Here is a 12,460-nt window from a genome sequence, read left to right as displayed (position 1 = left end):
CAGACGGTCACCGGGGTAGCCGGGCAACCGAGTAACCCACACGGCCCACCCACATAGCCCACTATGTCCGGTCTGTCTACGTTGAGGCCATGACAGCCCCGATACCCAGGGACATCCCGGACCTCCCCCCGATCCCGGGCCACGTCGTCCTGCCGCCCACCGTCGTACCGGCACGGGCCGTACTGATCCCGGCCCGCCGTCGCACGGTCGCCGCCTTCCGAGGCCTGATCGCCCTGCTGGCCCTGACCGGCATGGCGATCGAGCTGCTCGCCGCCGACATCCCGCCCACGACGGCCCTGAGCCACTTCACGATCCAGAGCGGCATCCTGCTCGCGCTGGTCATGCTCGCCTCCGCCCGGTGCGCCTGGTCCGCCCACCACCCGCTGCCGGGCGCCCTCACGGGCGCGGCCCTCTTCTACGTCATCGCCGCCGCCCTGGTCCACCACGTGCTCCTGGCCCACGCGTCCAGCCCGTTCGCCACGCCCGACGTCACCGGCACGGCATGGCAGACCGCCGCGACCCACATCCTCCACACGGCGGTACCGGTGGCCGCGGCCCTGGACTGGCTCCTCCTCACCCCCGCCGGCCGCCTGCACCTGCGCCAGGCGCCCGCATGGCTCCTGTACCCCCTGGCCTACCTGGCCTTCACCCTGGCCCGCGGCGAGCTGCTCCCCCCTGGCGCCCAGGACCGCTACCTCTACCCCTTTCTCGACGTCGCCCAGCACGGCTACAAGATCGTCCTCGGCAACGCCCTCCTCGTCGGCCTCGCCCTCTACGCCCTGGCCGTACTCCTCGTGGCCCTGGACCACATCCGCCCGGACCCGGTCCGCCGCCCCCGATAAACCGGATTTCGTCTCCGGCCACCGGTGGGCTAAAGTAAACGACGTCGCCGCGACGAGCAGCGACGATCGGGGTGTGGCGCAGCTTGGTAGCGCGCTTCGTTCGGGACGAAGAGGTCGTGGGTTCAAATCCCGCCACCCCGACAGTGAAGTACCAGGTCAGGGGCCTGATCCGCTTAGCGGGTCGGGCCCCTGAGTGGTTCCGGGGGCAGGGGACACTCTGCACGTGCCTTGTCCCGCGACAGACCAGCTGCCCTCCGTTGAACGTGCCTTCCTGGCAGAGAGTCCCCCGCTGCCGCGCGGTCTCCTTCCCGCTGTGTGACACGTACACGAAGCCGTGCTGATAGTTGGCACATGGAGGCGATTGATGCCGCACGCGCCGTCGTAGAGGAAGCATTCCGAAGCGCGGCCGCGTTCCTGGGCGGCAGCTTCGCGCGTGCACGTCGGGCCGTTAGGCCTCCGAGTGGACGAGGCGCGTGAGGGCTCGTAGGCCGGAGACGACCTCGGGGGCTCGGGGGGCCTGATCGGGGTCGGTGAGCCATTGGGCCATCAGGCCGGTGAAGAGGGCCAGTTGGGTCGAGCCGAGGGTGCGAGCGGTCGCGTCGTCGATGTCGTCCTCGGGGGTGCCGCGCAGGAGGGCGGCGAGACCTCGGCGGCCCTGGGCCTGGCCGGTGGCGAGGTAGCGGCGCAGGTCGTCGGAGTGTTCGGCCTGCACGAGGGCTTCGAGTGTGGCGAGCCAGAGCGTGCGGTCCTCGGTGAACGACCGGATGACCGCTGCCCACAGGGCCTCGTAATGCTCGGCTGCGCTCGCGCCTTCGGTGCCGTACGCGGACAGGGTCCGGCCGAGCCGGGTGCCCCATTCGTCGATCGCCTCGATGAGGGCCGAGGTGAGCAGTGCCTCGCGGGAGCCGAAGTGGTAGCCGATCGCGGCCATGCTCACGCCCGAGGCGGCGGCGATGTCGCGCACGGTGATCCGCGCCCAGCCCTTTTCCTCCAGGCAGCGCCGGGCTCCGGAGAGCAGATCTTCGCGGTTTCCCATGGCAGGGCAGGCTACCGGAGGGCTGGCGCGTACGCCTTAGGCATGCGATCTATACAAGTGTATTGCGCGTCCGCGCAAAGGCTGGCTATGGTCGTCCCGTTCGCATCGACCAATGCCTTCGGGACCTCCGGGAGTTGCCATGAACCGCCGTCGTCTGCTCGCGCTCACCGCCGCCGCACTCACCGCAGGAACCCTCCTGCCCGTCGGCACCGCCTCCGCGAGCACCGCCTCCGCCGGGGCCGCCGCCGGGAAGCCGGACCCAGTGGTCGACGCGCTGCAGCGGCGCGCCGTGCCCCTGGGCGATCTGGACGGCGTCGTGCGGATGCTCGGCGACGCGCGGGTGGTGGCCCTGGGCGAGGCGAGCCACAGCGGCCACGAGTTCTTCGCGCTCAAGGCGCGCCTCTTCAAGAGGCTGGCCACGCGGGGCTTCACCACGTTCGTCCTGGAGGCGAGTTGGAGCGCCGGGTCGCGTCTGGACACCTACGTGACCCGCGGTCTCGGTGACCCGGAACAGATCATGCGTGAGGAGTTCCAGGGCCAGTACGTCTTCTGGAACACCGACGAGTACCTGGATCTCATCCGGTGGATGCGGCACTACAACGTCAGCCACCCCGGCCGGCCGTCGCTCCGTTTCGTCGGCAACGACCTCGGCTATCCCGGGCCCGAAGCCTTCGACCAGGTCACCTCGTACGTCACCGCGCACCGGCCCGGTGTCGCCGGGCGGATTGCCGCCCTGTACGGCGGGCTACGGCCTGCCCGGGACGCGTCGGCCGGTACCTGGATGGGGCAGCAGCTGGGCAAGAATCCGGCGTCCCGCCGGACCGAGGCCGACCGTGCGGAGCGGGCCCTCACCGTCCTGCGCGCGTCGGGGCGGCCACGGGGCTCCGCGGGCCGGGCCTACGACTGGGCCGTCCAGAACGCCACCGCCGTCGCCCAGAGCTTCACCGGGTATGCCTTTCCCGACGAGGAGTTCCCGGAGCGGATGCGCTACCGGGACCAGGTCATGGCCGACAACACCGCCTGGTGGCTGGCCCACACGAACGGCAGGATCCTGCTCGCCTCCAACAACGGTCACGTCGCCTACACCAGCGACAACCCGCAGGAGTTTCCCGAACCGGTCGGCGCGTTCCTGCGCAGGAAGCTCGGCGGGAAGTACGTGAGCGTCGGCCTGACCTTCAACGAGGGCAGCCTCAACGCCCTGCCCGACTTCACCGCACAGCAGCCGCAGAAGTACGCCGTGGACCCCGCTCCGGCCGGGCACAACGAGCACACCCTGGACCAGGTCCGCCACCGCGACTTCGCCCTGGACCTGCGCACCGCCCCGCCCGCGGCCCGGGCCTGGCTCGACACCGCCCGCCCCACCCGTTCCTACGGCCTGTACTGGTCCGACCAGGATCCGGAGACCGCCCTGGGCCGCTCCTACGACATAGTCATCCACCTGCACCGCGTCGAGGCGGCCCGCCTCCGGGCGTTCACAAGCGTCGAGGACGGTCAGAGCCACCGCTGAGCCGCTGTGCGGGACGCGGTGCTCACCAGCGGTGGGCGGGCCTTGGCGCTCATCTGCCGGTGTACGGGGCGGCCTCGGGCAGCTCCACCGTGACGCGGAGGCCCCCGCTGTGGCGTGGGGTGAGGGTGAGGGTGCCGTCATGGGCCTGGGTGATGGTGTTGACGATGGCCAGGCCCAGGCCGACGCCGGGATGGTCGGTGTGTACGCGTTCGGTACCGCGCTGGAAGGGTTCGGTGAGGGTCGAGGCCTGGTCGGGGCTGATCAGGTCGCCGGTGTTCTCGACGACGAGCCGCGTGGTTCGGGGGCCGGGGGCGGTGTGGATCCAGACCCTGCCCCGGCCGGGGAGGTTGTGAACGATCGCGTTGTGGACGAGGTTCGTGGTCAGTTGGAGGAGGAGGGCCGGTGATCCGAGGGCCAGGGTTACGTGGCCGCTGGTTTCGAGGGTGACACCGTGCTTCTCGGCGAAGGGGAGCAGGGTCTCGGTGGCTTCCTCGGCGAGGAGGGACAGGTCGACCTGCTCCCGGGTGAAGGAGCGCTGGCCGGCGCGGCTGAGCAGGAGCAGGGCCTCGGTGAGGTCGATCGCCCTGGTGTTCACGGCGTGGAGGCGGTCGATGATCTCGCCGGGATCCTGGTGCGGGTCGGTGCGGGCCACGTCGAGGATGGCCTTCGAGACGGCCAGCGGGGTGCGCAGCTCGTGCGAGGCGTTGGCCGCGAAGCGCCGCTGTTCGGCCACGTGGGCTTCGAGGCGGGCGAGCATCTCGTCGAAGGCGTCGGCCAGTTCGCGGTACTCGTCCCTGCGGCCCGGCAGCCGGATGCGGTGGGCGAGGGAGCCGGTCGCTGCCGTGCGGGTGGCCTCCGTGATGCGGTCCAGCGGGGCGAGCATGCGTCCGGCGAGGAACCATCCGCCCACGAGGCCGAACACCAGGAGGAACGCCATGACCCAGGCTGCCGTGGGCGCGAAACTGCGGAGGAAGATCGTGCCGGGAGTCGCTCGCACCGACCCCCATTCATTGGTGATCAACCACCCCTGTCGTACGAGGAACACCCCCACGGCTGCGAGCAGCAGAGCACCGGCGAGCATGAGGAATCCCGCGTAGCTGAGGGTGAGCTTCAGTCGGACGCTCAGGCCGGGTCTCCTATCCACTGTCGCCGCCCGCCTGCTCGGTGACGGGTGCCGTGTCGATGCGGTAGCCGACGCCCGGCACGGTGGCGATGATCCCCGGTTCGCCCAGTCGCTTGCGCAGGGCCGAGACGGTGATGCGGACGGCGTTGGTGAACGGGTCGGCGTTCTCGTCCCACGCGCGTTCCAGAAGTTCCTCTGCGCTGACGACGCCTCCGTCGGCAGCGACCAGGACTTCGAGCACGGCGAACTGCTTTCTGGTCAACGCGACGTAGCGGCCGCCCCGGTAGACCTCCCTGCGGAACGGGTCCAGGCGCAGGCCGGCGATCTCCCGCACCGGAGGCCTGCTGTGGGCCCGCCTGCGGTCGAGTGCCCGGAGCCTGAGCGCGAGCTCCTGCAGTTCGAACGGCTTGGTCAGGTAGTCGTCGGCGCCGAGTCCGAAGCCGGACGCCTTGTCGTCGAGGCGGTCGGCCGCGGTGAGCATGAGGATCGGCATGCCGCTGCCGGAGGCGACGATGCGTTCGGCGATCTCGTCACCGGACGGGCCCGGGATGTCGCGGTCGAGGACGGCGATGTCGTAGGCGTTGACGCTCAGCAGCTCCAGCGCTGTGTCGCCGTCGCCCGCGATGTCGGCCGCGATGGCCTCCAGGCGCAGGCCGTCGCGGATCGCCTCCGCCAGGTAGGGCTCGTCCTCGACAATCAGCACACGCATGGTTTCGAGGTTACGAGTCGCCACATATCGTCGGCATATCGAAAACCGCATACGTGCCGGCAACACGCCGCCGCGTTGACTGGGCGCATGCGTCAGACCTCACCACCGCCGCCGCCAGCACCAGCAGTCCCACTGCCGCCGACCGCAGCGGTACCGGCACCGGCACGGAGACGGCTTTCCCGGACAGCGCTCCGCAGCGCCGCCCGGCCGGAGCTCTGGAGGCGTGCGCCGGTACTCACGGTGTCGGCGCTGCTGCTGGGCCTCGTGATGATGCTGCACGCGGAGATTCCGAACCGGTTCGGGTCCGTCGGCAGCCTGGTCGAAACCTTCCTGCCGTGGTTCGGCCTGTTCCTCCCCGTGCTGGCCACCGGAGCGCTGTGGCGCCGCTCCCCCGCCGCGGTGACCGCGCTGGTGCTGCCGGTCACGGTGTGGCTGAGCCTCTTCGGCGGACTGCTCGGCGACAAGTCCGGCTCGGGCGGCGACCTCACCATGGCCTCCCACAACGTTGGCGCCGAGAACCCGGACCCGGCCGGCACCGCCCGCGACCTGGCCGCCTCCGGAGTGGACGTACTGGCGCTGGAGGAGATCACCGCCCAGGACCGGGAGGTGTACGAGAAGGGGCTGGCCAGGGAGTATCCCTACCACACGGTGCAGGGCACGGTCGGGGTGTGGAGCAAGCTGCCGTTGTCGGGCACCCGGCCGGTCGACATCGCGACGGACTACGGGCCGTTGGCGGAGACCAAACCGGCCGACGTCACGATGGCCGGCAATCGCGCGCTGCGCACCACGGTGGCCACGGACAAGGGCCCACTGGTGGTGTACGTGGCCCACCTGGGCTCTGTACGGCTCAATCCCCGGTCGGGATTCTGGACGGACTCCCGCGACCGGAACGCGCGGGCGCTCGGCGCGGCCCTCGCCGCCGACCGCAGTGAGCGGGTCGCGCTGCTCGGCGACCTGAACGGCACTGTGGACGACCGCGCGTTGACGGGCATCACCTCGCAGCTGCACTCGGTGCAGGAAACGGCCGGGGACGGGTTCGGCTTCAGCTGGCCGGCGAAGTTCCCGGTGGCGCGGATCGACCAGATCCTGGTCCGCGGCGTGGAGCCGACGGGTTCATGGACGCTCCCCGCCACCGGCAGCGACCATCTGCCCGTGGCGGCCGGGGTCAGCTGGTGAGCCTGGTGAGCCTCGTTGGCCTGGTCGACTTGGTCGGCCCGATTGTGAGCATCGTCTGACGGGGCAGGGGGCGGGGTCGGTTCGGTCCGTCCCGGCCCAGCCCCAGCCCCAGCCCCCAGCCCGGCCGGGAACATATCGTCGGCGTATCGAAAACCGCATACGCGTCGACAACACCCCGCCGCCTTGACTGGGGCCATGGCCTACAGCGAACCAGTACGAACAGCGGCCCCGGCGCGGCCGACCGTCCGGCCGATCAGCGCAGCAGAGCACCTGGCGTTCGTGCGGGCGCAGCGCACGGTCAGCTTCCTGCAGACCCCCGCCTGGGGGCGTGTCAAGACCGAGTGGCGCAGCGAGTCCCTGGGCTGGTTCGACGGCGGGCGGCTGGTCGGTGCCGGGCTCGTCCTGCACCGGCCGGTGCCACGGCTCGAGCGCTTCACGCTGGCCTATCTGCCCGAGGGGCCGGTCATCGACTGGACCGGTGACATCGACGCGTGGCTCGATCCGCTGGCCGCGTATCTCAAGGCGCGTGGTGCGTTCGCGATACGGGTCGGTCCGCCGGTGTGCACGGACGTGTGGAGCGCGGACGAGATCAAGGTGGGCATCGCCGATCCGGGCACGCGGCGACTCACCGGACTGCCCACTCGGTGGACGGATCCGGTCGGCGCCCACGTGACCGGTCGGCTCAGGGACGCCGGCTGGCTGCCGCAGAGCCCGGAAGACGGCTTCGGGGTCGGGCATCCGCAGTTCAAGTACGAGGTGCCACTGGCCGGAAGAACTGAGGACGACCTGCTCAAGGGCATGAACCAGCTCTGGCGGCGCAACATACGGAAGGCAGCCAAGGAGGGCGTCGAGGTCACGCTCGGTAACGCCACGCCTGGGTATGCCGCGGTCGGGGAGGCGGCGGTCGCGGACGACGTGAAGGCGTTCCACGACCTCTACGTCCACACCGCCGACCGGGACCGCTTCACCCCCCGGCCGCTGAGCTACTTCGCGACCATGTTCACCGTGCTCGGTGCCGAGGACCCCGAGCGGATCAAGCTCTACCTGGCCCGCCACCACGGCGACCTGGTCGCCGCCACCGTCATGGTCCGGGTCGGCACCCGGGCCGTGTACGCCTACGGCGCCTCGTCCACCGGGAAGCGTGAGGTGCGTGGCTCCAACGCCTGCCAGTGGGCGATGATCCGCGACGCGTTCGCCGCCGACTGCGACGTCTACGACCTGCGCGGCATCACTCCGACCCTCGACGCGGACGATCCGCACGTCGGACTGATCAAGTTCAAGGTCGGCACCGGGGGTCGGGCCGTGCGGTACGTGGGCGAGTGGGACCTGCCGCTGCGGCCGTTGGTGTACCGGACCTTCGACCTCTATATGAAGCGACGTGGTCGATGAGCCGCCCCCCCACCCGACATTACTGGTAGGTAATATATCGTCAGGATATCGAAAAGCGCATACGGGACGGCAACACCGAGACGCCTTGAATAGAGGCATGACCTTCTCTTCGTCCTCCTCGGCCTCTTCGCCCTCCTCGACCCCTCCCCCGTCATCGCCCCTTCCGGTAACGGAAATCACGATTTACGGCTGCGGACTGGACGAGGCCGCATTGTTCCGCCGCACGGCGCCCCGTTTCGGCGTCGATGCAAATCTCACGGAGGCCGCCGTATGCGAAGAGAACGCCGAGCTGGCGGCCGGACATCAATGCATCAGCATTGACCACAAGGCCCCGGTCACGCCTGCCACTCTCCGTGCACTCCACCGAGCCGGCGTGACGTACATATCCACCCGGAGTATCGGTTACAACCACATCGATGTGGCATACGCGGCCGGCCTGGGGATATCCGTCGAGAACGTCGCCTACTCCCCCGCCAGCGTGGCCGACTACACCCTGATGCTCATGCTGATGGCGGTGCGCAACGCGAAATCCACCGTTCGCCGCGTGGAGCTGCACGACTACCGGCTGAACGAGATACGCGGTAAGGAGCTGCGCGACCTGACCGTCGGGGTGATCGGGACGGGGCGTATCGGTGCGGCGGTCGTGGACAGGCTGCGGGGTTTTGGCTCCCGCGTGCTGGCCCACGGAAATCGGCCCACCATCGCGGCAGATTACGTCTCGCTCGACGAGTTGCTGCGGTCGAGCGACATCGTTTCGCTTCACGTACCGCTGACCCCGGACACGCATCACCTTCTCGATCAAAGACGTATCCGACGGATGAAAAAGGGCGCGTTCGTCATCAATACCGGACGCGGCCCGCTCATCGACACCGAGGCACTGGTACCGGCGTTGGAGAGCGGCAAATTGAGTGGCGCGGCGCTGGATGTCGTCGAGGGCGAGGAAGGAATCTTCTACGCCGACTGCAGAAACAGAACCATCGAAAGCACGTGGCTCTCACGGCTGCAAAAGATGCCGAACGTACTCATCAGCCCGCACACCGCCTATTACACCGACCACGCCCTGAGGGACACGGTCGAGAACTCCATCATCAACTGCCTCAATTTCGGAAGCAGGAAACAGTATGGCTGAGTCGGACAAGTTGGCCAGGTTGAAGGTCGGCATTGTATTCGGGGGCTCTTCCGAAGAACACGTCGTTTCCGTCAAGTCCGCCCAGGAGGTCGCGCGCAACCTCGACACGGAAAAATACCAGCCCTTCTTCGTGGGGATCACGAAGGACGGCGCCTGGAGACTCTGCGACGGTCCAGGCCCGGACTGGGAGAACGGTGACTGCCGTCCGGTCGTGCTGTCACCGGACCGGAGCCTGCACGGGCTGCTCGTCCTGGAGCAGGGGCGGTATCGGTCGGTCCGCCTGGACGTCGTCCTTCCCGTCCTGCACGGCACCCTCGGTGAGGACGGTGCGACGCAGGGGCTGCTGGAGCTCTCCGGCATTCCGTACGTGGGCTGCGACGTCCAGAGCTCCGCCCTGTGCATGGACAAATCCCTCGCGTACGTCGTCGCCAGGAGCGCGGGGATCGCCACTCCGGATTTCTGGACCGTGACGGGGGACGAGACCGTCGATCCCGGCCGGCTCACATATCCCGTCTTCGTGAAGCCGGCCCGTTCGGGGTCGTCCTTCGGCGTCAGCAAGGTGTCCCGGCCGGAAGACCTGGCGACCGCGGTGGAGTCCGCCCGGCGGTACGACACGAAGGTGCTGATCGAGGCGGCCGTCGTCGGCAGCGAGATCGGCTGCGCCATCCTGGGGAACGACCCCGACCTGATCGCGGGCGAGGTGGACCGCATCGCGCTCTCCCACGGATTCTTCCGGATCCACCAGGAGGAGCAGCCCGAGAACGGCTCGGAGAACTCGACGCCGGTCGTTCCCGCCGACATCCCGGCGGAGAAGCGGTCGCTCGTCCAGGAGACCGCGAAGACCGTGTACCGAGCGCTGGGATGCCGAGGGCTGTCCCGCGTGGACATGTTCCTCAAGGAGGACGGGGAAGTCGTCCTCAACGAGGTCAACACCCTGCCCGGCATGACCTCGTACAGCCGTTATCCGAGAATGATGGCGGCCGCGGGGATGCCACTGTCCGAGGTGATCGACCGGCTGCTGTCCCTGGCGTTGACGGGGAAGCTCCGATGACCGGGGACTTCGCCTTCGTGGACGAGTTGGTGTCCGGAATCCGGTGGGACGCCAAGTACGCCACCTGGGACAACTTCACCGGCAAACCCGTGGACGGATACCTGGCGAACCGGATCGTCGGCACCAAGGCCCTGTGCGCGGCTCTGGGAAGGGCACAAGAACGGGCCGAAGACCTCGGCTTCGGGCTGCTCCTCTGGGACGGCTACCGCCCGCAACGCGCCGTGGACAGTTTCCTCCGCTGGTCACAACAGCCGGAGGACGGGCGGACGAAGGCCCGGCACTATCCGAACATCGGCAGGGCCGAGATGTTCGACAGGGGGTACGTGGCCGCCAGGTCGGGCCACAGCCGAGGTGGCACCGTCGACTTGACGCTGTACCACCTGACCACCGGTGAACTCGCGGCCATGGGCGGCGACCACGACCTCATGGACGCGATATCGCATCACGACGCCCCAGCCGTCTCGCGGGCCGAGGCGGCGAACCGACGGCATCTGCGCTCGATCATGGCCGCCTGCGGTTTCGCCTCGTACGACTGCGAGTGGTGGCACTACACGCTGAAGAAGGAACCTCACCCGGACACCTACTTCGACTTTCCCATCGCGTAGGCGTGCGGGCGAGGGGCCGAGTGAGCGGAGCCACGCTCACGCCACCACGAAGGTGCGGCCGGGCGCGGCGTACTCCACCGGGCCCTGGTAGCGCGCCGCCGCCCGGGCGAGAGCGGCCGACGGCTCCAGGTACGGGCCGAGGTGGGTGACGACCAGGCGGTGCGCGCCGGCGGTGGCGGCGGTCGTACCCGCCTCCTCCGGGGTGTGGTGCACCGCCTCCGTACCGGCCGGCGGTGCCTGCGCGGAGTCCGCCTCGCACAGCAGCACCGTGCAGTCGTCGGCGAGCTCGGTGAGCGCCTCGCACGGGGCGCTGTCCCCGGAGTAGGCGAGACGTGCACCGTCCTCGGTCGCGACGCGGACCCCGAAGGCGGGCATCCCGTGCGACACGGCGCGGCTGGTGAGTGTGAGGCCACCGATGCGGGCACGGTGTCGGTCGTGGAGTTCGACGACCCGGAAGGCGTCCTCGACCGGGCTCCGCTCCGGGCCGTTGGTGAGGAAGTCGGCGAGCCGGTCGGCGATGCCGGGCGGTGCCAGCAGGGGGACGGGGGCGGCGAGTTCGACTTCCGCGTACAGCAGGCCGTAGTACGCGGTCAGCAGGTCGGCGCAGTGGTCCGCGTGCAGGTGGGAGATCCAGATGCCGTCGAGCTGGTCCAGGCGTATGTGCTCGCGCAGCGCGCCGAGCGTCCCGCTTCCGGCGTCCATCCACAGTCGGGTGACCCCACCCTCGCCCTCACCACCGCCACCGCCACCGCCACCGCCACCGCCACCGCCACCGCCACCGCCACCGCCACCGCCACCGCCTTCGACGAGGTACCCCGAGCAGGGATTCCCTGCCCGGGGGTACGGGCTCGCGCTGCCGAGGACCGTGAAGCGGAGATCGTCCGTCATGGTCGCGGAGTCTACGAGCGCTGCCGTCCCGTGCGGTGGGTGAGCAGGAGGGCCGCCACCGTCAGAGCCTGGATGCCGAGGATCATGGCCTGCACCTCGGGCTCCTCCACGGCGAGCAGGATCATCGTCGCGTTGACCGCGAAGTGCACGGCGATCGAGGCGGCGATGCCGGCGCGCTCGTAGGCGGCGGTGACCAGCATGGCCATCGGGATGTTGCTGACGACGAACAGGACACCGCTCGGGGTGGCGAGGCCCAGGTCGTGCTGGACGGTGCCGTCGATGAAGAAGAGCGGGAGGTGCCACACGGCCCAGGTGACGCCCAGGACCAGGCAGACCTGGAGGGTGCCCAGCTTCTCGCGCAGCCGCGGGTAGGCGGTGCCCCGCCAGCCCGGCTCCTCGGACAGCGGGCCGCTGACCAGCATGCCGACCAGGAACGCGGCGGGCCCGCCGAAGTCCTCGACGGCGTCCTTGGCCACGTCCAGGCTCAGTTCGGGGCCGCCCGCGCGGCTCGCGAGCAGGGCGGCGGCCAGTACGGTCGCCGAGCCCAGTACCAGCAGCAGTACGGCCTTGAGCAGGTGTGCCGCCCGAAAGGGGACCACGTGTTCCGGGACGGGTTCGCCGCGTCGGCGGCGGCGCACGCGGATGACGAGGGCGCCTATCAGGGGGCCGAAGGCGCCGAGCATGTAGGGGGCGTTGGCGGCTTCGTTCGTCTCCGTGCCGCCCAGCGCGATCGCCGTACCCCAGGAGAGCCAGCTCACGGCGAAGGCGATGACCATGAAGAGGGTCAGGTCGGCGCGGTAGTTGCGGCCGGGGGCCGGTGCGACGGTGTGGGCGGATGCGCCGAGTGTGGTGCCGTGCGACGCCGTGCGTGAAGTGGGCATGCCAAACCTTCGGTTGTCCGTGGTGATGGAGGTCGCGGTAATGGGGGTCGTGGTGGTGGATGTCGTGGGTGGCGGATGTCGTGGGTGATGCGTGTCGTGCGCGCCCGACGCTGTTTCGTTGCGC

General features: G+C 69.6%; 12 protein-coding genes and 1 tRNA gene. 8 read left to right on the top strand and 5 right to left on the bottom strand.

The window, feature by feature from the left end; translation table 11 throughout:
* Window positions 1-89: 89 nt before the first annotated feature.
* Complete coding sequence (locus Sru02f_RS01410) at window positions 90-842, top strand: Pr6Pr family membrane protein (RefSeq protein WP_109029383.1); 753 nt, start codon at window positions 90-92, stop codon at window positions 840-842.
* A 67-nt stretch (window positions 843-909) separates the two neighbouring features.
* A tRNA-Pro gene (locus tag Sru02f_RS01405) sits at window positions 910-983 on the top strand.
* 307 nt (window positions 984-1,290) lie between these two features.
* Here Sru02f_RS01405 and Sru02f_RS01400 read toward each other — a convergent pair.
* Window positions 1,291-1,878: a TetR/AcrR family transcriptional regulator gene (locus Sru02f_RS01400; RefSeq protein WP_109029382.1), complete on the bottom strand. Its 588-nt coding sequence runs from the start codon at window positions 1,876-1,878 to the stop codon at window positions 1,291-1,293.
* A 139-nt stretch (window positions 1,879-2,017) separates the two neighbouring features.
* Here Sru02f_RS01400 and Sru02f_RS01395 point away from each other — a divergent pair, with 139 nt between their 5' ends.
* A complete protein-coding gene (locus Sru02f_RS01395) occupies window positions 2,018-3,385 on the top strand; it encodes an erythromycin esterase family protein (protein ID WP_167469287.1) in 1,368 nt (455 codons plus the stop codon).
* 49 nt (window positions 3,386-3,434) lie between these two features.
* Here the strand turns inward: Sru02f_RS01395 and vanS-Sc are convergent, their stop codons facing one another.
* Together vanS-Sc and vanR-Sc are read right to left on the bottom strand one after the other, a co-directional pair.
* Window positions 3,435-4,529: a VanSc-type vancomycin resistance histidine kinase VanS gene (gene vanS-Sc, locus Sru02f_RS01390; RefSeq protein ID WP_109029381.1), complete on the bottom strand. Its 1,095-nt coding sequence runs from the start codon at window positions 4,527-4,529 to the stop codon at window positions 3,435-3,437.
* Window positions 4,522-5,217 (bottom strand): VanSc-type vancomycin resistance response regulator transcription factor VanR, encoded by a 696-nt coding sequence (gene vanR-Sc / locus Sru02f_RS01385; RefSeq protein WP_109029380.1) that lies wholly within the window; start codon window positions 5,215-5,217, stop codon window positions 4,522-4,524. The genes vanS-Sc and vanR-Sc overlap by 8 nt, the downstream gene beginning before the upstream one ends.
* A gap of 87 nt (window positions 5,218-5,304) precedes the next feature.
* Here vanR-Sc and vanJ point away from each other — a divergent pair, with 87 nt between their 5' ends.
* From vanJ to vanX, 5 genes are all read left to right on the top strand, one after another.
* Window positions 5,305-6,393 (top strand): teicoplanin resistance protein VanJ, encoded by a 1,089-nt coding sequence (vanJ, locus tag Sru02f_RS01380; RefSeq protein WP_373103358.1) that lies wholly within the window; start codon window positions 5,305-5,307, stop codon window positions 6,391-6,393.
* 195 nt (window positions 6,394-6,588) lie between these two features.
* Window positions 6,589-7,782 carry a lipid II:glycine glycyltransferase FemX gene (locus Sru02f_RS01375; RefSeq protein WP_109029379.1) on the top strand — a complete coding sequence of 398 codons (1,194 nt, stop codon included), beginning with the start codon at window positions 6,589-6,591 and terminating at the stop codon, window positions 7,780-7,782.
* A 97-nt stretch (window positions 7,783-7,879) separates the two neighbouring features.
* Window positions 7,880-8,911, top strand: coding sequence for a D-lactate dehydrogenase VanH-Sc (gene vanH-Sc, locus Sru02f_RS01370; protein WP_109029378.1), 1,032 nt, complete (start codon window positions 7,880-7,882; stop codon window positions 8,909-8,911).
* A gap of 10 nt (window positions 8,912-8,921) precedes the next feature.
* Window positions 8,922-9,962: a D-alanine--(R)-lactate ligase VanA-Sc gene (gene vanA-Sc / locus Sru02f_RS01365; protein WP_109029521.1), complete on the top strand. Its 1,041-nt coding sequence runs from the start codon at window positions 8,922-8,924 to the stop codon at window positions 9,960-9,962.
* Window positions 9,959-10,567, top strand: coding sequence for a D-Ala-D-Ala dipeptidase VanX (gene vanX / locus Sru02f_RS01360; RefSeq protein ID WP_109029377.1), 609 nt, complete (start codon window positions 9,959-9,961; stop codon window positions 10,565-10,567). The genes vanA-Sc and vanX overlap by 4 nt, the downstream gene beginning before the upstream one ends.
* A 36-nt stretch (window positions 10,568-10,603) precedes the next feature.
* Here vanX and Sru02f_RS01355 read toward each other — a convergent pair whose 3' ends face one another.
* Complete coding sequence (locus Sru02f_RS01355) at window positions 10,604-11,455, bottom strand: MBL fold metallo-hydrolase (RefSeq protein WP_109029376.1); 852 nt, start codon at window positions 11,453-11,455, stop codon at window positions 10,604-10,606.
* A gap of 11 nt (window positions 11,456-11,466) precedes the next feature.
* The gene (locus Sru02f_RS01350) at window positions 11,467-12,336 is read right to left on the bottom strand and encodes a CPBP family intramembrane glutamic endopeptidase (protein WP_244941730.1); all 870 of its coding nucleotides are present in this window, start codon (window positions 12,334-12,336) and stop codon (window positions 11,467-11,469) included.
* Window positions 12,337-12,460: the final 124 nt, after the last annotated feature.

Source organism: Streptomyces rubrogriseus, from assembly GCF_027947575.1.
In the GTDB taxonomy this organism is placed as follows: Bacteria; Actinomycetota; Actinomycetes; order Streptomycetales; family Streptomycetaceae; genus Streptomyces; species Streptomyces rubrogriseus.
This window is presented reverse-complemented; position numbering and strand designations above follow the sequence as displayed.